General features: G+C 39.1%; 20 protein-coding genes. 15 read left to right on the forward strand and 5 right to left on the reverse strand.

Annotation, left to right across the window (positions count from 1 at the left end; all coding sequences use genetic code 11):
- The first annotated feature begins 174 nt into the window (after positions 1-174).
- From rsgA to JOC34_RS10430, 6 genes are all read left to right on the forward strand, one after another.
- On the forward strand, positions 175-1,239 hold the full coding sequence (gene rsgA / locus JOC34_RS10405) for a ribosome small subunit-dependent GTPase A (RefSeq protein WP_239544247.1): 1,065 nt from the start codon (positions 175-177) through the stop codon (positions 1,237-1,239).
- 443 nt (positions 1,240-1,682) lie between these two features.
- Entirely contained in the window at positions 1,683-2,258 is a 576-nt protein-coding gene (locus tag JOC34_RS10410) for a LysE family translocator (RefSeq protein WP_205136685.1), read from the forward strand.
- A gap of 25 nt (positions 2,259-2,283) precedes the next feature.
- Entirely contained in the window at positions 2,284-3,060 is a 777-nt protein-coding gene (locus JOC34_RS10415) for an AraC family transcriptional regulator (protein WP_205136686.1), read from the forward strand.
- 216 nt (positions 3,061-3,276) lie between these two features.
- The gene (locus tag JOC34_RS10420) at positions 3,277-5,253 is read left to right on the forward strand and encodes an acetate--CoA ligase (RefSeq protein WP_205136687.1); all 1,977 of its coding nucleotides are present in this window, start codon (positions 3,277-3,279) and stop codon (positions 5,251-5,253) included.
- Between the two features lie 96 nt (positions 5,254-5,349).
- Positions 5,350-6,330: an MBL fold metallo-hydrolase gene (locus JOC34_RS10425; protein WP_205136688.1), complete on the forward strand. Its 981-nt coding sequence runs from the start codon at positions 5,350-5,352 to the stop codon at positions 6,328-6,330.
- A gap of 605 nt (positions 6,331-6,935) precedes the next feature.
- Positions 6,936-7,313 carry a hotdog domain-containing protein gene (locus JOC34_RS10430; protein ID WP_205136689.1) on the forward strand — a complete coding sequence of 126 codons (378 nt, stop codon included), beginning with the start codon at positions 6,936-6,938 and terminating at the stop codon, positions 7,311-7,313.
- Between the two features lie 79 nt (positions 7,314-7,392).
- Here JOC34_RS10430 and JOC34_RS10435 read toward each other — a convergent pair whose 3' ends face one another.
- Positions 7,393-7,932 carry an HD domain-containing protein gene (locus tag JOC34_RS10435; RefSeq protein ID WP_205136690.1) on the reverse strand — a complete coding sequence of 180 codons (540 nt, stop codon included), beginning with the start codon at positions 7,930-7,932 and terminating at the stop codon, positions 7,393-7,395.
- A gap of 105 nt (positions 7,933-8,037) precedes the next feature.
- Here JOC34_RS10435 and JOC34_RS10440 point away from each other — a divergent pair, with 105 nt between their 5' ends.
- From JOC34_RS10440 to JOC34_RS10480, 9 genes are all read left to right on the forward strand, one after another.
- Positions 8,038-8,880: a VOC family protein gene (locus tag JOC34_RS10440; RefSeq protein WP_205136691.1), complete on the forward strand. Its 843-nt coding sequence runs from the start codon at positions 8,038-8,040 to the stop codon at positions 8,878-8,880.
- A 132-nt stretch (positions 8,881-9,012) separates the two neighbouring features.
- Positions 9,013-10,059, forward strand: coding sequence for a type 2 isopentenyl-diphosphate Delta-isomerase (gene fni / locus JOC34_RS10445; RefSeq protein WP_205136692.1), 1,047 nt, complete (start codon positions 9,013-9,015; stop codon positions 10,057-10,059).
- Positions 10,060-10,367: 308 nt separating this feature from the next.
- On the forward strand, positions 10,368-10,817 hold the full coding sequence (locus JOC34_RS10450; RefSeq protein ID WP_205136693.1) for a DUF2188 domain-containing protein: 450 nt from the start codon (positions 10,368-10,370) through the stop codon (positions 10,815-10,817).
- Positions 10,818-10,963: 146 nt separating this feature from the next.
- The gene (locus JOC34_RS10455) at positions 10,964-11,674 is read left to right on the forward strand and encodes a DsbA family oxidoreductase (RefSeq protein ID WP_205136694.1); all 711 of its coding nucleotides are present in this window, start codon (positions 10,964-10,966) and stop codon (positions 11,672-11,674) included.
- Positions 11,675-11,944: 270 nt separating this feature from the next.
- A complete protein-coding gene (locus tag JOC34_RS10460; RefSeq protein WP_205136695.1) occupies positions 11,945-12,898 on the forward strand; it encodes an ABC transporter permease in 954 nt (317 codons plus the stop codon).
- A complete protein-coding gene (locus tag JOC34_RS10465) occupies positions 12,888-13,838 on the forward strand; it encodes an iron chelate uptake ABC transporter family permease subunit (protein ID WP_205136696.1) in 951 nt (316 codons plus the stop codon). Before JOC34_RS10460 ends, JOC34_RS10465 begins: the two co-directional genes overlap by 11 nt.
- Entirely contained in the window at positions 13,832-14,587 is a 756-nt protein-coding gene (locus tag JOC34_RS10470; protein ID WP_205136697.1) for an iron ABC transporter ATP-binding protein, read from the forward strand. Before JOC34_RS10465 ends, JOC34_RS10470 begins: the two co-directional genes overlap by 7 nt.
- 342 nt (positions 14,588-14,929) lie before the next feature.
- Complete coding sequence (locus JOC34_RS10475; RefSeq protein ID WP_205136698.1) at positions 14,930-15,895, forward strand: siderophore ABC transporter substrate-binding protein; 966 nt, start codon at positions 14,930-14,932, stop codon at positions 15,893-15,895.
- Positions 15,896-16,133: 238 nt separating this feature from the next.
- Positions 16,134-16,874: a SurA N-terminal domain-containing protein gene (locus JOC34_RS10480; RefSeq protein WP_205136699.1), complete on the forward strand. Its 741-nt coding sequence runs from the start codon at positions 16,134-16,136 to the stop codon at positions 16,872-16,874.
- 42 nt (positions 16,875-16,916) lie between these two features.
- Here JOC34_RS10480 and hisC read toward each other — a convergent pair whose 3' ends face one another.
- The 4 genes from hisC to hisA form a co-directional block, all read right to left on the reverse strand.
- On the reverse strand, positions 16,917-17,972 hold the full coding sequence (hisC, locus tag JOC34_RS10485) for a histidinol-phosphate transaminase (protein ID WP_205136700.1): 1,056 nt from the start codon (positions 17,970-17,972) through the stop codon (positions 16,917-16,919).
- The gene (gene hisIE / locus JOC34_RS10490; RefSeq protein ID WP_205136701.1) at positions 17,965-18,606 is read right to left on the reverse strand and encodes a bifunctional phosphoribosyl-AMP cyclohydrolase/phosphoribosyl-ATP diphosphatase HisIE; all 642 of its coding nucleotides are present in this window, start codon (positions 18,604-18,606) and stop codon (positions 17,965-17,967) included. The genes hisC and hisIE overlap by 8 nt, the downstream gene beginning before the upstream one ends.
- Before the next feature lie 98 nt (positions 18,607-18,704).
- Positions 18,705-19,442 (reverse strand): imidazole glycerol phosphate synthase subunit HisF, encoded by a 738-nt coding sequence (gene hisF / locus JOC34_RS10495; protein ID WP_205136702.1) that lies wholly within the window; start codon positions 19,440-19,442, stop codon positions 18,705-18,707.
- The gene (gene hisA, locus JOC34_RS10500; RefSeq protein WP_205136703.1) at positions 19,432-20,154 is read right to left on the reverse strand and encodes a 1-(5-phosphoribosyl)-5-[(5-phosphoribosylamino)methylideneamino]imidazole-4-carboxamide isomerase; all 723 of its coding nucleotides are present in this window, start codon (positions 20,152-20,154) and stop codon (positions 19,432-19,434) included. Before hisA ends, hisF begins: the two co-directional genes overlap by 11 nt.
- Positions 20,155-20,212: the final 58 nt, after the last annotated feature.

Here is a 20,212-nt window from a genome sequence, read left to right on the forward strand (position 1 = left end):
GTTTTGGTTTTGTGGTAAACTAATTTATAGTAAGTTCATCCATTTTGAAAGGAGAGATGTTTTATGAATGTAAAATATGAAGGCGTTATCAATCAGCAGTGCATCGGATTCAAAATGGAGGGGCAGTCGGCATAGTGTGGGCTTTTCCTCCAATAATGGAGGAGGAAAAAGGTATTGCATAGTCTTGAAAAAATTGGATGGGATAACGTTGTCCAAAATAAGGATATAGATTCACTTGCACGCGTGATGACCGTTCAGAAGAATAGTTATCGTATTACAGATGGGGATAAAGCATTTCATGCCCAAGTAAGTGGTAGGTTTATCAATGAAGCACAATCTTCTCTGGATTTTCCTGCGGTTGGAGACTGGGTTGAAGTACAGAAGTTAATGGACGAAGGGAAAGCTGTTATTAAGCGTGTATTGCCGCGCAAAAGTCAATTTGTCCGTAAAGTAGCAGGTCTTAAAACGGAAGCGCAAATCGTGGCAGCCAATATGGATACGGTCTTCATTGTCAATTCGTTGAATCATGATGTTAATGTCCGACGTATAGAGCGGTATGTTTTATCAGCCTATGAAAGTGGTGCGACACCAGTCGTTGTACTTACTAAAAAGGATACGTGTTCAGCGGATATGGTGGCAGCTGTTATGGCACAGGTGGAGGCCGTTGCTGTTGGTGTTCCGATACTTGCTGTGAGTAATGTGACGCTAGATGGCATGGATGAACTCATGCATGCTTTGCCACCGAAACGAACGGGTGCATTAATCGGTTCATCCGGTGTAGGAAAATCTACATTAATTAACACATTGCTTGAAAGAGATGTTCAGGATACCAAGGCTATCCGAGAAGATGACAGCAAAGGTAGACACACAACCACACACCGGGAAATGTTTATGCTGCCAAATGGTGCGTTGTTGATTGACACACCTGGTATGAGAGAATTGCAGCTGTGGGATGGGGAATCGTCTCTAGATACCACCTTCCAGGATATTGATGCCTTAGGAAGCGGCTGCCGCTTCCATGATTGTCAGCATGACACGGAACCAGGCTGCATGATAAAAGAAGCGCTGGAAAGCGGCGAATTGTCCGAAGATCGCTTTCAAAGTTATGTGAAATTGCAACGGGAAATTGCTTATGAAAAAAGAAAGCAGGATCAGAAAGCACGGTTGGAAGAAAAAAACAAATGGAAACAAGTAACCAAACAACAAAGGGCTAAGTACAAACAGCGTAAAATGAAATGAAAATGGACACCTTCTTTCAGAGGAGGTGTCCATTTTAAATAAGGATTAACAGTTTATCATCCTGCAATAACATACTATATGCCATTGGTTTTCAGATGTATGATGATATGAAAATACCTTATAGGTTGTTCAAAAAGTCCGATAAAAATGACACATCGAATTTCTTCGTTAGCTTGCTTTTCCGTTCCTCACGTATAAGGAACTTCTACTAAATTCGCCCACGTCCTGTGGGCAACGTAGAAGTCAGTACATCCTGTACAAGTCCGTTTTGGTACTCAAAGCTACGCTGCTTCGAACTTTCGACGCGCAGGACGCGCTAGTGTCGGCGTCGCAACAAATCACTACGGTGGGACGAGTTAGCGCAGTCCCAGGACGTTGCGAAGTTAGCCGACTCGATCCTTTTTATCTTCCTTTTTGAACGCGCACATAAAGGAGTTTTCATCATGAATATTACATCTTTTTTAATATATTGTTTTATTGTTACTGTTACACCAGGACCTACCAATATCGACATATTATCCACAGTGCATCAACAAGGGACAAAAAAGGCAATGGGCTATACGTATGGAGCAACGATTGCTTTCGGTTTATTACTTGCTATTTCTGCTATATTGAATACGATGCTTATAACGGTTATACCAAAAATTTTAATTGGTATGCAGATTATCGGAACGATTTATATGTTATATCTCGCATATCAAATTTATAAAATGGATACATCAAAACCAACAGTAAACCAGACTGGGACCTTTATGTCAGGATTCCTATTGCAGTTTTTAAATCCAAAGGTAGTAACATTTACAATGACTGTTATTCCCAGCTTTATTTTGCCCTACTATACTACAATGCCCGTGTTGACAATAAGTGTTATATTTATAACACTTATAGGATTTATGGCATTTATTATTTGGGTTCTTTTCGGTGCAATCTTCAAAGAGTTTTTACAGAAGCATGAAAAAATTGTTAATGTAATCATGGCATTATTTTTAGTTTATGCTGCAATCATGATATGGATCTAGGTAAGCTAATAAAAGGGTGGTTGACATGGATAAATTTATCTATAAAAAATCGGCAGGTATTACCGCCTTGTCAGCAAACATGACTGATTTTACGTATAAAAAGCACGCTCACCAGGAGTATGCAATAGGGGTGACATTGCGTGGCATTCAAGAATACAATTTGGATGGTAGTTTACAATTATCCTATCAAAATGGTGTGATGTTTTTTAATCCAGAACAGGCACATGATGGAATGGCACACGATGAAGCAGGACTTGATTATGTGATGCTATATATTGAGCCGCAATTGTTTTTAGAAGTTATTGAGAAAAAGGATATCGTACGTTTTTCATCCCCTATTGTGTATGATGCTAGGCTTGAACAAAGAATATTAAATCTCTCTCATGCAATATTAAAAGGAAAAGATGAGGCTTTGTGCAGTGAATTATTCTTATCCCTCACAGACAGCCTGATACAAACGAATCTATCTACAGATGATAAGAAAGATAACGGGCTAATCAAAAAAGCAAAGGATATGATACAAACCAACATCCAACATGTACTTAAACTTGACGAGATATCTTCAGCATTTAATTTATCTAAATTCCAGTTTATCAGGTTATTCAAGGCACATACTGGAATTTCACCCTATCAATACTTCCTTAATTGCAAGATAGAACGGGCGAAGCAGTTAATAGAAAAAGATGGAGATATTTATTCAGCAGTAGCTGAATGTGGTTTTTTTGATTTAACACATTTAAATAGGCACTTTAAGAGCATATATGGGACAACAGCATTTGAATATATGTCACATTTACATTGAACATTAGGCGAAGATGGATTCCCTTTCAACATACTGGGTATTAAGTGGGGATTAGTCTTCCGGTCTTCATGTTTTGCAATTGCACGCATTGACAATCCATCTAGTAATAGATATATTATTTATATCGGTGTAAATGATAGCGTTTTCAAAGTGAGATTTACATAGTCAAAGGAGATTCGGAACAGAGGAAAACATCTTAAGGAAGGGGAGATTCGATTGCATACAGATTTAGGAGGAATTCTCGATATCATCAAGGACAGTAAGATTGTCTATCCGGATAAAGCGCGCCAGGAGGCCACTGAAATTGGAAGTAGTGAGGCTTTTCAAACCTTATTAAAAAGATCGCAGGAAGATCCCGCAGCATTTTGGAATGAGGTTGCCGGGGAACTGCATTGGTTCAAACCGTGGGGAAAAACCATTAGTGGGAGTTTGCCAGACTTTGAGTTTTTCCAAGGAGGTATCAGTAATCCTTGCTACAATCTATTAGATCGGCATATCGCAAATGGGGCGGGCAATAGAACTGCGCTGATCTGGGAAGGAGAAGATGGAAAAACGAGCTTTTATACCTATCAGATGCTACTTGCGGAAGTGAATCGTTTTTCCAATGTGCTGCGGTCTTTGGGCGTAGAGAAGGGTGACCCTGTTGCCATTTATCTTCCTAATCTTGCGGAGTCGTTTATTGCAATTCTTGCTTGTTTTCGAATAGGGGCTGTTTATAGCACGATCTTCTCCGGTTTTTCCGAGCAATCTTTAAAAGATCGACTGGAAAGTTATGAGCCGAAAGTGGTCGTTACAGCAGATGCAAGTTTGCGGCGTGGAAAGGTAATTCCGCTTAAAGAAAAAGTCGACAATGTTATTGGTGAAATTTCTAGTGTTGATGCGGTTATTGTTGTTGACCGTCTAGGTACGAAACCATATATGGAAAAAGGAAGAGATTTCTGGTGGCATGAGGAACGACAAAAGGCTGCTATTCACTTTGAGCCTGTTCATGTCGAGGCAAATGAACCAGGTATTGTTTTCTATACAAGTGGAACAACAGGTAAACCTAAAGGAGTTGTCCATGCTGGCATGGCCTTCGTTGTTCAAAATTACATTTATGCCAAATATCATATGGACCATCGCCCTGATGACGTTTTTTGGTGTACAGCGGACGTTGGTTGGCTAACGATGCATATATGGGGAGTCGTTGGCTCATTGGCGAACGGGGTAACAACGGTCGTTTACGAGGGCGCTCCTAATTACCCCGATCAGGATCGTTTTTATCAGATGATAGATAAATATCGGGTGAACAAGTTATTTACAGCCCCAACTGCGTTACGAATGCTTCGTAGTCTCGGAGAAAAAGCACTTCAGCCTTATGATCTTTCCTGTCTTGATGTTGTTTCACTGGTTGGAGAACCGTTTGATCCGGAAACATGGCATTGGACGAAAGATGTACTTGGTCGAGGTCAAATTTGTGTCAATAATACATGGGGGCAAACGGAGACAGCAGGAACTCCTTTGGCTGGAGCTGCTTGGCTTACCCCTATGAAGCCAGGATCGGCTGGTGTTCAATTTTTGGGTGCTGATGTAGGTATTGTAGATGATGAGGGAAATCCTGTTCCTAAAGGTACACTGGGAAATTTGGTTATCCGGAAGCCGTTCCCAATGATGTGCCGAACACTATGGAAAGAACCGGAGCGATATTATCAAAAGTATTTCAGTCAGGTGGAAGGTAGTTATTATGCCAGTGACATTGCTTTAGAAGATGAAGATGGGTATTTCTGGGTCGTAGGCCGTTCTGACGATGCCTTTAATGTTTCGGGTCATCGGTTAAGTACGATGGAAATAGAGAATGCAGTTCTGGAATGCGACGCCGTCTCTGAAGCGGCAGTCATCGGTGTCCCGGATGAAATCAAGGGTGAGGTTCCTGTCGTTTTTGCAACAATTGCCGAGGGATTCGCCGCCGACAATGATCTGAAAAGGAAAATTGATCAAAGTATCGTAAAGGGGATTGGTCAATTAGCCCGGCCGCAAAGTATCTTTTTTGTTGAGTCTATGCCAAAAACAGTCAGCGGGAAGATCATGCGGCGACTTTTAAAAGAAGTCCAAATTAAAGGGAATGTCGCAAGTGATGTGACCGGACTTGAAGACCCCGCGGCGATTGAGCATATTAGAGAAATTGTTTCGGGCAATATGGACTCGAAAATATAAATAAAAGATGGAATGGAGATCATAAAAGTATTACCATTCACCCCGGACCGACTGATTGGTCTGGGGTACCGTCTATCATCAAGGGAGAGATAGCTTGTGGGAAAATCCAGTATTATTTTCTTTGAAAGAAAATATCCAAGTGCAAATACGATTCTTATGAAGGACCAGCTCCCGGTCCTGATTGATACTGGTTTTGGGAGTGATGTAAAAGACACAGAGCAATTAATTAATGAAGCAGGCGTTTCACCAGAAGCATTACACCTGATTGTGAATACGCACTACCATAGTGACCATGTAGGAGGAAACTTTCATCTTCAAAAAAAATATGGCGTTACGATTGCAGCCCATAAATGGGAAGCTGATTTAATTAATGCTTGTGACCCTGAAGCCTGTAGTGCAGAATGGTTGGATCAGCCTGTAGAAACTTATCGAGTCGATACAAAGCTCTCTGATAACGATGAGATTCATACAGGGAATAGAGTCTTGAAAGTATTGTATACGCCGGGACATACGTTAGGGCATATCTCTTTATATGAACCTGAAGAAGAGATATTAATTTGCGGGGATCTTTTTCACAAAAGTGATATCGGATGGTTAAATATCTTCCGCGAAGGTGTTTCCTCTATCCAAAGATCGTTAGAAAGTTTGGACCGCTTGGCAAAGCTTCGGATTAAGCAAGCATATTCCGGGCATGGGCCTCAAATAGATAATCCTCTGGTTGCTATTGATGCAGCAAGGGAACGGTTTGAAAAATGGCTGAAGGCGCCGGAAAAAGTATCATGGCATGCTTGTAAGCGTATTTTTTCATTCACATTAATGATTAAAAACGGATTGGCAAAAGAAGAAATTGATAACTACCTACTAAATTGTGGTTGGTTCCAAGACTTTGCTCGCTATGCTTTTCAGCTTCAGCCAGAAGATTTTATCCAAATCCTAGTTGACGAAGTGATTCGTTCTGGTGCAGCAAGCTGGCACAATAATTATTTGATCGCTGCGGCCCCATACCATGCACCACAAGAGCAATGGATGAATAAGAACATAAAACCAAAAGATTGGATTGTTAACCAGATAGTATAGGCCCTTTTCGTAAGTTTCGTTGCTTTTAATCTCCGGAGTTGGTAGATATCGCTTCGGAAATACACTACGCTTTCCGCGGGCTCACGCTGAACCTTCGACGCATAGGAAGTGCTAGTGCAGACGTTGCCACAGGACGTGGCGTACTTAGTCTGCCTCACTCGCAAAGAACGCTCGCTGTGGGGTCTCATCGTCTTCGCTTTCCCGCAGGAGTCTTCGTGTATTTCCTTCGCTAGTATTGTGCAATGTTATATCATTTATCAATTGCTTTATAAAGTGGTCTCTCTACCTTCAAAGCTTGGCATTATTAATGCCGTGAAGATAAAATACTGGACGCTATTCGCGTTGGTTGATTGGAGCGGAGGGCAGTCGACTCCAGCGGGAAAAGCAACACCTGAAAATCCCGCAGGAAGCGTTTTTTTGCTTCCGAGGAAGTTGAAGCGTTGCCCGCGGAAAGCGACTGCCTGGAGCGAAAATCAACCTGCTCTTACTCGCAGTTTATATCTTTTGCCTCTAAAACAATAAAGTTTAGTGGTAGGACGAATCCACGGGCAGTACCAATCATTGAGAATAGAGCCACACTATAAAACATTCAGGGGGAGATTTATATGTCATTAAAAGTAGGAGATATAATTACGTTTGAGCGGACCTTTACAGTAAGAGATGTTGAATTATTTACAGAGACTTCGGCTGATGAAGGGATTCATCATATTACGCCAGATGAACAGGGAAGACTTGTAGTTCAAGGGTTATTAACGGCAACGCTACCAACAAAAGTAGGGGGAGATCATAACGTACTGGCCCGTTCGATGAATTTTGAGTTTTTAAGACCTGTATTTACGGAGGATACCATCATTTGTGAAGTTAAAATTGAAAAGTACGAAAGACAAGCAAATAATAGAACCGCTATTAGTGCATCCTTTTTCTGTAACAACCAACATGGAAAAGAAGTATTAAAAGGGGATTTTTCGGGCGTAATACTTTAAATTCTTTATACTTCTTTCTTTAATTAAAACTAACATGGTAAGAAGCTAAGGGGTTGATGACCATAATCTACTATATTACTTACCCAAAAACACGCTTGACTGTTTCTGCATAGGTATGGAAATAGTCTGGAATATCCTCCTTAACCAAACCATCGTACATATGTGCAGCGATGGATTCGTTATACCATTTTTGTTTGTCTATACCGGCATTAAATTTTTCCCAAACGACTTCACCTTGTTGTTTGAGACTTTGTTCTAGATCTAATAAGTTATCCAGTTTATCAGCGACAATTAAATACTTCACTTCTTTATTAGCCGCTTTAAATGTATCAATCGTGTGTTGCTTGCGTTCTTGCCAGGATTTTGATTTATCTTCCGTGTGTGCGGCAACAAGACGCGCAACCTCCGAGCCGAATTCTTTTTCAATATCTTCTATATCATATATTGTATCCTCGACGACATCGTGCAAGTAGCCTGCACAAACCAATTCATCACTAAAACCTGCGTTTTTCAACTGGGCTGCAACGCGGATAGGATGTATAATATAAGGGGCATCTGAGTTTTTTCGATGCTGCCCTTCATGTGCTTTTTCTGCAAAATGCTTTGCGCGCTGTTTCAAAATGACTCCCCCTCCATCCATCTTGGTGCTTATCCCTTTCCTTTCCTATCTTATCCAAGTAAAATTAAATAAACAACTATTCTAATTTCAAAGGAGAAAACTTCGATGACTTTTCATCAACATCCGGCTTCTTTTGTAAATCATATTCATTTAAAAGTAGGAAATATCACACGATCCCTGGATTTTTATCAAAAGATATTAGGTTTTCGAATTATTGAACAACAACATAATAGGGTAAAACTATCTTCAGGTGGAATGACGGCTTTTGTTACATTGGAACAGCTGGAAAAGGCAATACCATTAAACCCAAGAGAAACAGGATTATTTCATATTGCTTTTTTATTGCCAACACGCAATGATTTGGCTAATATGCTTCGTCATTTAATTCATACTGGCTATCCATTACATGGTGCTTCAGATCATTTAGTTAGTGAAGCACTGTATTTATCAGATCCAGATGAGAATGGTATTGAAATTTATGTGGACCGAGACCATAAAGATTGGGAATGGAGTAAAGGGAGCGTAAACATGAGCACCTTGCCTCTGAATGCCAATCATTTAATGCTAGATGTTAATCCGGATGGTTGGGACGGTTTACCGGAGAAAACGATTATTGGTCACATTCATTTACAAGTAGCCAATCTTGCGGCGGTTGAACCATTTTACATAAAGGGATTTGGTTTTTCCGTCGTATCGAGATATGGTAGCCAAGCACTCTTCCTGTCAACAGGCGGATACCATCATCATATTGGACTGAATACGTGGAACAGTAAAGGGGGAGCAATACCAGGAACAACAAGTATTGGCATGAAAAGCTATACGATCTCAGTCCCTGCGAAAGAAAGGAAAAAGATTGTCCATCGATTAAAAAAGCTTGGTTTTCCAGTTGAAAAGGTGGGATCACAATATAGATCTCAGGATCCGTCAGGTAATGTCGTATACTTCTAATGGGAATAGAAAAGATTAAAGCTTCATTTAATTAATGAGAAATTTCGAATCGAACACTCTTTCATTACAATTTAGTGAGTTCTTGTTATAATGTACAGGTTAAGAAATATCATAATTGGGGGTACCTTAAACATGGAAAAAGGAATTAACCAAAGGAAAACGGAACATATCCGTCTTTGTTTAACAGGTAATGTTGAAGGTGTTAATAAATCAACAGGACTGGAAGGCATCTCTTTTTTACATAATGCATTACCAGAAATCAACTTTGATGACATCCGACTAGATGCCAGTTTTTTAGATAAAAAAATTAGCGCACCATTTTTGGTCAGTTCTATGACTGGTGGATCAGAGCTTGCTGAAAAGATTAACCAGAACTTGGCGATTGCGGCGGAAGAAAAAGGATGGGCAATTGGACTTGGCTCAACCCGGGCGCTATTGGAAAGCGATGCACACAAAGCATCTTTTCTTATCCGTAAACAAGCCCCTACAGTTCCATTAATTGCTAATATAGGTGCGGTACAGTTTAATTATGGCTATGGCGCCGAGGAATGCCAACGAATTGTTGATATGACGGGTGCTGATGGTATTGTCCTCCATTTAAATAGCTTACAGGAGGCTGTCCAGGATGGCGGCGATTTGAATTTTGATAATCTATTGCCAAAGATAGAAGCGGTTTGTAAGACATTAGATGTTCCAGTAGGTGCAAAAGAGGTTGGATTTGGAATTGATGGCACGGTAGCGGAACAGCTTTACAATGCTGGAATTTCCTTTATTGATGTAGCTGGAGCTGGCGGAACATCTTGGAGTCAAGTGGAAAAATTACGCTCCAAGGATCCATTAAAGAAGGCTGCAGCGGAAGCATTTAATAATTGGGGTTTACCGACAAAAGATTGCATCGTATCGGTAAGAAGTAAGTTACCAGACGTACCACTTGTAGCGAGCGGCGGCATGAAAACAGGTGTTGATGCTGCAAAAGCAATAACGATTGGTGCCGATGTGATTGGCTTTGCCCGACAATTATTACAAGCGGCTACAGAAACAGAGGAAGCCGTTATGGAAACGATGAATCAAATTGAATTGGAATTGAAGATGACGATGTTTGGTATTGGCGTGAAGAATCTGGATGAATTAAAAAATACAAAGCGTGTCAGTATTATGGGGAATTCGTTAATGGAATAAAACAGCTAAAGCCGTTTATGGCTTTAGCTGTTTTATTTTTCTGGCAAATAAATAGGGAATCCATACGACCACAGGAAAAAAACTTAGAAAGTCCTAAAATTAAGGAGGTTATTTCATAGGCTGCGCTGCTTCTTGTTTCAAAAGTCATCGTAAAAATTAGGCTGATGATAAAAGTTTCAATGACATACCGAATCATATGATACCAACGTAAATAGGCTTTTAAAAATGAAGTTTCACTTTATCGTGCATGTTTTATCAATTATGAAAAGGGTACTGGAGAAAGTAAACGAGACAAGGGAGGAAAAAACATGCCTTGGACATTAAACGATTACCCTTCATCGATGAAGAATTTGGAATATGCGACAAAGAAGAAAGCGATTGATATCGCCAATTCTATGATAGACGAGGGGTATGAAGAAGGACGAGCCATACCGATTGCAACAGAACAGGCAAAGGAATGGCATCAAAATGTAACGAAGGAAGAAATCGAAAGATATGAAGCAAGTGGCAAACCGACAGTTAGATCGGAAGCAGGCAAGCAATATGAAAATAACCCACAACGCTTGGAAGAGGGCGAACAGGTAGTAAAACATGAAAATGGCTGGGCAGTGAAATCCAGTCACGCTAAAAAGCCAAGTAATATTTTTGAGAACAAGGATGAAACAATAAAACAGGCAAGGGAAATTGCTAAAAATAAGGGAACATCATTAACGATTTACAAACAGGACGGAACCATACAGGAAAAACAATCTTATTAATAAGTGACATTCATGCGGGTCAGTCCCCCATCACACTATTGCTTTATCACTTTAGTGTGGTGGGGGACTGACCCCTTTCAACAAGCACATTGTTTAATCATTCTGGTGACCTATGCTACAATATTTGTGAGAAACGAGGTGTAGTGATGAAAATTGAAGTATGGTCAGATTTCGTATGTCCTTTTTGTTATATCGGGAAAAGGAGGATGGAATTTGCACTAGAAGATTTTCCCCACAAAGAAAAGGTAAGTGTACAATACAAGAGTTATGAACTTGATCCCAATGCAGATAAAAATCCCGGAATGAACATGCACGAATTGCTTGCTAAAAAATTTGGTATGCCGATAGAAAAGGCTAAAAATATGAATGAAGATGTTGGAAAACAAGCTGCAGAAGTTGGTTTGACTTACAACTTTGATGATATGAAAAGTACCAATACATTCGATGCACACCGTGTTGCACAATATGCTACAAAACACGGAAAAGGCAAGGAACTAACGGAGCGACTCTTATATGCTTACTTTACAGAGTCAAAGCTGATAAGTGGTCATGAAACACTCATCGAATTGGCAAAGGAAGTTGGTCTGAATCCTGAAGAAGTGGGAAACCTACTTCAATTAAATAAATACGCAAATAAGGTTCGCGATGATGAAGACCAGGCACGACAGATTGGTGTACAGGGTGTACCGTTTTTTGTCTTTAATGAAAAGTATGCTGTATCTGGTGCCCAGCCAACAGAAGTATTTAAAGAAGTACTTGAAAAAGTATGGGAAGAGGAAAATAAAGAACCAACAATCCAATCGTTGAATCCAAAGAATTCGGATACAACCTATTGTACGGATGAAGGATGTAAATGAAAGATAACCTGTCACAATGTAAACTTGTGCCAGGTTATTTTATTATGGAAAAGAAGACAGGATTCACGGAATTGTTGAAGAAATCGCTGTATTGATATTGACGAACATTATATATATGGTATACTAATATTTGAATCTAATTGATAATGAATATCATTCTTAATTAGATTGATTAGAAGGTAATAATTATTTTAAATAACCACGTAATATACGATGTAAATGGAAAACTGCTATTGTGGTTGAAGGCGTTTTTCGAGTAGAGGTTATGATATGAAGATACGGTATTTAGTTATAGCATTAGTTGTTCTTTCTGTTGCTTCTGTTTTTATTGGCGTTTCAAATGTTTCGCCACTAGATATATTTAGTCTGACAGAAGATCAGAAACAGGTTCTTTTAGTAAGCAGGCTTCCCAGGCTTTTTAGTATTTTAGTTGCAGGGATGAGCATGAGTATATGTGGTCTAATCATGCAGCAGTTGAGTAAAAATAAATTTGTATCACCGACAACTGCAGGTACACTTGATGCAGCAAGACTTGGAATTCTAGTTTCCATGATGGTGTTTACATCAGCAAGTCCACTTCAGAAAATGTTTGTATCTTTTATTTTTGCACTGTTAGGTACTTTTGTTTTCATGAAGATATTGGAGAAAGTGAAATTTAAAGATGCCATATTCATTCCATTAGTTGGTTTAATGTTTGGAAATATTATTAGCTCTGTATCAACCTTTTTCGCTTATCGAAATGATCTGATTCAAAATATGTCATCTTGGATGCAAGGCGATTTTTCAATGATCATGAGTGGGAATTATGAACTGATGTTTGTAAGTATCCCCATACTGCTTGTGGCTGTTTTTTATGCAAATAAATTTACCATTGCAGGAATGGGCGAAGACTTCTCCAGAAACTTAGGTCTGAATTATCGGCAGGTGGTCAACCTTGGATTAATTATTGTTGCGCTTATTACAGCTTCTGTTGTGCTGTCGGTTGGTGTGATTCCGTTTCTTGGTTTGATCATTCCAAATATCGTAACGATTTATCAGGGCGACCACTTAAGAAAAAGTTTATTACATACCGCGCTCTTAGGGGCAGTATTTGTGTTGATGTGTGATGTCATCGGCAGAGTTATTATTTATCCTTATGAAATTCCAATAAGTTTAACCGTTGGGGTGATAGGTAGTGGAATATTTATCTATCTATTATTAAGGAGAAAGAAATATGGATTATAAGAAAAAAACAATTATCCTCGCCGCAATCGCAACAATACTGGTGCTGTTATATTTGTTTTATGACCTAAGCGGTAACATTGGTTACATATTACCAAGACGTATTATTAAGATCGTTGCAATAATTCTAACTGGTGGGGCTATCGCATTTTCCACAACCGTCTTCATGACGATTACGAACAATCGAATACTAACACCGAGTGTACTTGGACTTGATTCCCTGTACTTATTAATTCAAACGGTGTCCATCTTCGTATTCGGTTCAAGGTCATTAGTGATGATGAGCAGTAAAATCAATTATTTAGTTTGTATTGGATTCATGGTGTTATTCGCTTTAGTCCTTTTTCGCTTATTGTTTAGGGGGGAAAAGAACAACATTTACTTCCTTTTACTCATCGGGATGATCTTGGGTACATTCTTTGGCAGCTTTACATCGTTTATGCAAATATTGATTGATCCAAACGAATTTATGGTCGCCCAAGATAAAATGTTTGCAAGTATTAACAACGTAAATACGGATCTTGTCTATCTGTCAATTGGTCTGGTTCTGTTAATTACACTATATTTTATGCGCTTCTATAAATATTTGGATGTGCTGGCATTAGGGAAAGATGAGGCGATCAATCTAGGGGTTCCTTACGATTATGTCGTAAAACGCTTATTGGTTGTTGTTGCTGTATTAATTTCTATATCTACGGCACTGATTGGTCCGATTACGTTTTTGGGATTGCTGGTGGTAAACATTACGTATGAGTTTATGAAAACATACCGGCACTTTTATATTATTATTGGATCCATACTAATCAGTGTTATTGCCTTAATTGGTGGACAGTTTATTGTAGAGAAACTATTTTCGTTTCAAACAACGGTAAGTGTTATTATCAATTTCATTGGTGGCGTGTACTTTATATATCTTTTGTTAAAGGAGAATAAATCATGGTAGATATAAAAAATGTATTCAAAAAATATAACAAGAAAACCGTTATAGAAGATGTGTCGGTAAAGATTGAAAAAGGGACGATTACATCTTTTATCGGTCCGAATGGTGCAGGTAAAAGTACGTTAATTTCAATGATCAGTCGTTTGATATCAAAAGATAATGGCGATATTTCAATTGATGGGGAAGACATTCTACAATCGAAAAATAAGGAATTTGCCAAAAAGATATCCATTTTAAAACAATCCAATGCAATTAATTTAAAATTGACGGTGCGTGAACTTGTAGCATTTGGACGCTTTCCATATTCACAAGGTAAATTGAAAAAAGAGGATTGGGAAAAAGTAGAAGAAGCAATAGACTATATGGAACTTCGTGACATGCAGGATCAATTTTTAGATGAGTTGAGTGGCGGGCAACGTCAACGGGCACATATCGCAATGGTTATTGCCCAGGATACGGAGTATATTCTACTGGATGAACCGTTAAATAATCTGGATATGCGTCATTCCGTTTCCATTATGAAAACCTTGCGCAGACTTGTCAACGAAATGGGAAAAACAATCGTTATTGTTATTCATGACATCAATTTTGCATCTTGCTATTCTGATAATATTGTTGCACTAAAGGACGGTAAAATTGTTAAACAAGGTCCAACCTGTGATGTGATTGATAAATGTGTGCTAAAAGATATTTATGACATGGATATTGATATTAAAGAAATTGATAACCAACGCATTTGTGTTTATTTTTAATCACTAGTGTTGCATGGATGACGAATAGACCTAAGATTGATTTTAAACAAAAAAAGTCCCTCATACTGGAATGGCACGGCCATGCCGAATCCAGTGTGAAGGAACCCTATTACAATTCATCATACCTTACCCTTGAGATTTGGTAAAAGAATTTGCCTGATTGATTTTGAAACGGTAAAAAGCCGTGTATTTTAATCAGTGTAAAATGATATAAATGCATGGATATATATGTAATGTACTTGAGCGCTCGAGTACATAGAATACTATTTTACGGAATATTCGTTCTAATTCATGCAACATTAGTTATTTAAAATAAAAATTGAAAAAAGGGAGTTTATTTATATGAAGAAACTTGCATTATTTCTAGCAATGGGATTTTTAGCGTTAGTACTCGCGGCATGTGGTTCATCAGATTCAGCAGATGATGCTGATAAGAATACAGATGCTGATAATGGAAAAGACGAAGAAACAACAATTACTGTTAAGCATGAACTTGGTGAGACTGAAGTAGAGAAAAAACCGGAAAAAGTAGTCGTTTTCGATTACGGTACGCTAGATACTTTAGATGAACTTGGTGTTGATATTGCAGCTGTTCCACAAGGGAACTTGCCAGAATATCTGGATAAATATGAAAGTGACGATTATGTTAATGTTGGTAGTTTGAAAGAGCCTGATTTTGAAGCAATTGCTGAAGTGGATCCGGATTTAATACTTATTTCTGGTCGTCAATCTGATGCTTATGATGAATTAGAAAAACTTGGACCGACGATTTATCTTGGTGTGGACACAACGCGTTACATGGATTCATTTAAAGAAAACCTAGCTACAATTGGTGATATTTTTGATAAACAAGATGAAATCGATAGTGAAATAGCAGATATTGAAGAATCTATTTCGGCATTGAATGAGAAAGCAGAAGAAGCAGATAAAGATGGACTTATCATTTTAGCGAATGACGATAAGATTAGTGCGTATGGTCCTGAATCTAGATTTGGTCTGATTCATGATGTGTTTGGTGTTCCTGCATCAGATGAAGGCATTGAAGCTTCTACACACGGTCAGAACGTATCCTTTGAATATGTAACGGAACAAGATCCAGATTTGTTATATGTTGTGGATAGAGGTGCAGCTATTACAGATGGTGAACCATCTGCTAAGAAAATCGTAGAAAATGATTTAATGAAAGATACCAAAGCATATAAAAATGATGATATTACTTACCTTAACCCAGAATATTGGTACCTTTCTGGTGGGGGACTTGTTTCTGTAAAAGAAATGATAGCGGAAGTTGATGAAAGTCTGAACTAATTAACAAAAGAAAAAACAGGCAGCTCCTATATTGGGAGCTGCCTGTTTGTATATATCACGGAAATGTGGCAAAAGTAAGGTATATAAAGGAATAAATGTTACGTAAACGTAAATAAGCCTTCCGAACAATTGGTGTAGAGCGGTTTGTACGGGTTTTACTGTTTTTGACGACTTGAAATCACCATATGAACTGTGATTGAATGGAAACAGACTTAATTAGAAATGAGGGAAAAGATAAATGAAAAAGTTAATGTTATTAGGATTATCACTATGTTTGGCATTGGTACTAGCTGCTTGTGGCAATGATGATGATTCTGCAAAGAAAAGTGATAAAAAAGATGATGAACAAAAGCAGACAGAAGAGCAAGCAGATCCATCTGAACAAGCACAGGAGCCAGTTGAAATTACAGACAAAGAAAAAGTAGATGAAAAAGACCCAGTAGTTAGTGTTAATGGCGACGAAGTAAAAGGTGACAAATACAATTCAATCTATACACAAATAAAAACATCCATGCAACAATATGGACAAGATGTCAGCGATCTGGATGGGTTGAAAGATCAGACACTAGATATTCTTGTTGAACAACAATTAATTAAACAGGATGCTGCAGATAAAGGTTTAGAGGCTTCAGATAAAGAAATCGAGTCCGAATATAAATCCCTGAAGGAAGAAAATGGGGAACAATTGACAGCGGTACTGGAACAATTTGATTTATCGGAGGATGACTTTAAGAAACAATTAGCTGATGATATCATCACCAATAAATATATGGATAAAGAGCTTGAGGTTAAAGTGACTGATGATGAAGTAAAAGAATACTATGATCAGTTAAAAGAGCAAGGTGGAGATGAAGTCGGTGAATTGGATGAAATGAAAGATATGATTAAGGATCAATTGAAACAGCAAAAAGGGCAAGAAGAATTACAAGCCAAAGTAGATAAACTTAAAAAAGATGCCAAAGTAGATAAACTCATATAAAGTAAGGAACACCTCTCCAGATCTGGAGAGGTGTTTTTTTAACTATAGGATTTCATCTAATTTTAGGATAAACTTTGCCATGTCATCTTCTGTGCCAATTGTAATGCGCAAATAGTTATCAATTGTCGGCTGATTGAAGTACCTGATAATAATACCATTATCTTTCAAAATGGTATACAATGCTTCGGCAGATTGATTATAATGACTGGCAAAAACAAAGTTGGTCTGCGAGGGGAGGACATAAAAGCCTCTCTTTTTTAATTCTGCTATTAACCATTCCCTTGTTTGAACAATTTTTCTGGTTGTTTCTTTAAAATAAGCTGTATCTTTGATGGCCGCTTCAGCACCTGCGAGTGCAAGGCGATCGAGTGTGTAAGAATTAAAAGAATCTTTTATGCGAATGAGCGCCTCAATTAAATGCGGATTTCCTAAAGCGAACCCAACTCGTAAACCTGCGAGGGATCGAGACTTTGACATCGTTTGTACGACTAATAAATTATCATATGTTTCCACAAGTGAAACAGCAGATTCAGGCGCGAAATCGATATAGGCCTCATCAATGATCACTGGCTGGTCCGGATTGTTTTCCACAATTTCTTTAACTGCATCTAATCCTAAATAAACACTTGTTGGCGCATTTGGATTGGGGAAAATAACCCCACCATCGGATTGGAAGAATGCTTCCGCTGGCAATGAGAAATCACGTTGTAATGGCACTTCCTCATAAGAGATGTCGAACAGTTTTGCATAGACAGGATAAAAACTGTACGAAATAGCAGGGAATCGAATGGCTTTTCCCGGTTCGAAAAAAGCCATAAATGAAAAGGCAAGCACTTCATCCGATCCATTTCCAACAAAAACATGATCGCTTGATAGTTGGTAGTATGCTGCAATTTCCTGCTTTAGCTGATCAGCAGTAGGGGAGGGATATAGATTTAATTTCCCCTCTACCTCTGATTGGATGGCTTTAACCACATGCGGTGATGGCGCATACGGGTTTTCATTCGTATTCAGCTTTAAAATCTGCGGCTGATTCACCTGCTCACCTGGAACATAAGGGACACTGCGTTTGGCTGCAGTACTCCAAAATTTATCCATTGTTCTGTCCTTCTTTTTGTACGTGCCGTTTATATAATTCTTGTTTAATATTGCTTACGGAAACACCTAATACGTTCATTAAAACCAGGGTATGGTAGGTAAGATCTGCAATTTCTGCTGTCACTTCCTGTTGATCGTTATTTTTCGCTCCAATGATAACCTCACTCGATTCTTCGCCAACCTTTTTCAGGATCTTATCGATACCTTCTCTAAAAAGGTACGTTGTGTAGGAACCGTCTACAGGATGATCACGACGTTCCACGATTTTATCTACCACTTGGGGCAGGATATCGAAGTAAGGGGTTGCCTCCTTCACTAGTGTGTTATGGAAGCAGGATTCCTCTCCTGTATGACAGGCAGGACCAAGTGGATCAGCCTGAATCAATAATGCGTCTGCATCACAATCGTAAGTAATTTGTTTAACAGCTTGTTTATTGCCGGAGGTTTTACCTTTATTCCAAAGTGCTTGTCGCTTACGGCTGAAAAACCAAGTTTCCTTTGTTTGGATTGTTTTTGTTAATGCTTCCTCATTCATATAGGCAAGTGTTAATACTTTACCAGTTTCCGCGTTTTGTACGATGGCCGGAATCAGACCATTTTCATCAAATGAAAGTGCTTCGATGTTTATTTCCATTTAGCATTCCTCCTGATTCAGATTATCAATGGCAGTAAAGAAAGTATAGGTCCCTTTCTTTCTGCATAAGTGTAACTAAGGCAAGCGCCGCCAAGTTTCTAATTCTCTAGATATGCTTTTAATGTAGGTATTTGAATCTCATCGTAATGAAACACAGAAGCTGCGAGGACTGCATCTGCTCCACCTGCTTGTAATGCTTGAGCGAAATGCTCGTGCTTTCCGGCACCGCCACTTGCGACAACTGGTATGGAGACAGCGTCAGCGATGGCTCTTGTTAAGGAAAGATCATAGCCATTTCTTTCGCCATCGGTATCAATCACATTCGCAACGATTTCACCAGCGCCGAGTTTTTCTCCTTCGATTGCCCATTCAACCGCGTCGATGTCTGTTTTGGTTTGGCCACCATGCTTATACACTTGCCACTGGTTATTAGCAGTTTGTTTGACATCCATGGCAAAAACAATGCATTTGGAACCGAATTTGTCTGCCGCTTCTTCGATAAATTGCGGGTTAGCAATGGCTGCACTATTAATCGATACTTTATCTGCACCGGCCTGCAAGACGCGCTCAATGTCATCGACCGTAGCGATACCACCACCAACGGTAAATGGAATGTCGATTGCGTCTGCAATCTCTTTAATTACATCGATAAAGAGATCTCTATTTTCCATAGAGGCAGTAATATCATAAAAAACAAGTTCGTCTGCGCCCGCTTGATTGTACTTTTTTGCAAATTCCACTGGATCTGCTACATCCTGAATATCCTTGAATTTTTTCCCTTTCACAACGCGACCATTGGCAACATCCAGGCATGGTATAATTCGTTTAGTTGGCATGTTCATCCGCCTCCATTAACTTTTCAAGGTTTAGGGTGCCATCGTATAAGGCTTTGCCAATAATAGCACCATATAAATCGAGCGATCTTAATTTGCTAATGTCTTCTGTGGAGCTGACTCCGCCTGAGGCAATCACATCCATCGTTGTTGCTTCATTTACTGCTTGCAACTCTGTGAAATTAGGACCTTGCATCATGCCATCCTTCAGTATATCCGTATATACGATGGTTTTTACACCTAGCGCTTCCAATTCTTTAACAAGATCGATTGCTTTAATGGTACTTGTTTGGGTCCATCCATCGGTTGCGACGAAGCCAGTGCGCGCATCAATGGAAACGGCGATTTTATCTCCGTATTTTTCCACAGCTGCACTTAGGAAAGCTTTATCTTGAATGGCAGCTGTGCCAATAATGACGCGATCGACACCAGCAGCAATATACGTTTCGATGATGTCTAAAGAACGTATTCCGCCGCCAACTTGGACCGGAATCGTGGTCGCTTCAGCAATGGCTTGGATGGCGTTCTTGTTTATTGATTCACCTGTTTTGGCGCCATCCAGATCAACAATATGGATGAATGTTGCCTGTTTACTTTCCCACTTTTGTGCTGTTTCGGTTGGGAATTCGCTATAAATCGTTTCCTGTTTATAATCGCCCTGAATGAGACGGACGCATTTCCCGTTGCGAATATCAATTGCCGGAAAAAGAATCATGAAATCATCTCCCTAACATTTTTAGTTGGTAGCCTTATGGCTCTTTTCGTATAGATTG

It is taken from the genome of Virgibacillus halotolerans, from assembly GCF_016908515.1.
In the GTDB taxonomy this organism is placed as follows: Bacteria; Bacillota; Bacilli; order Bacillales; family Amphibacillaceae; genus Virgibacillus_M; species Virgibacillus_M halotolerans.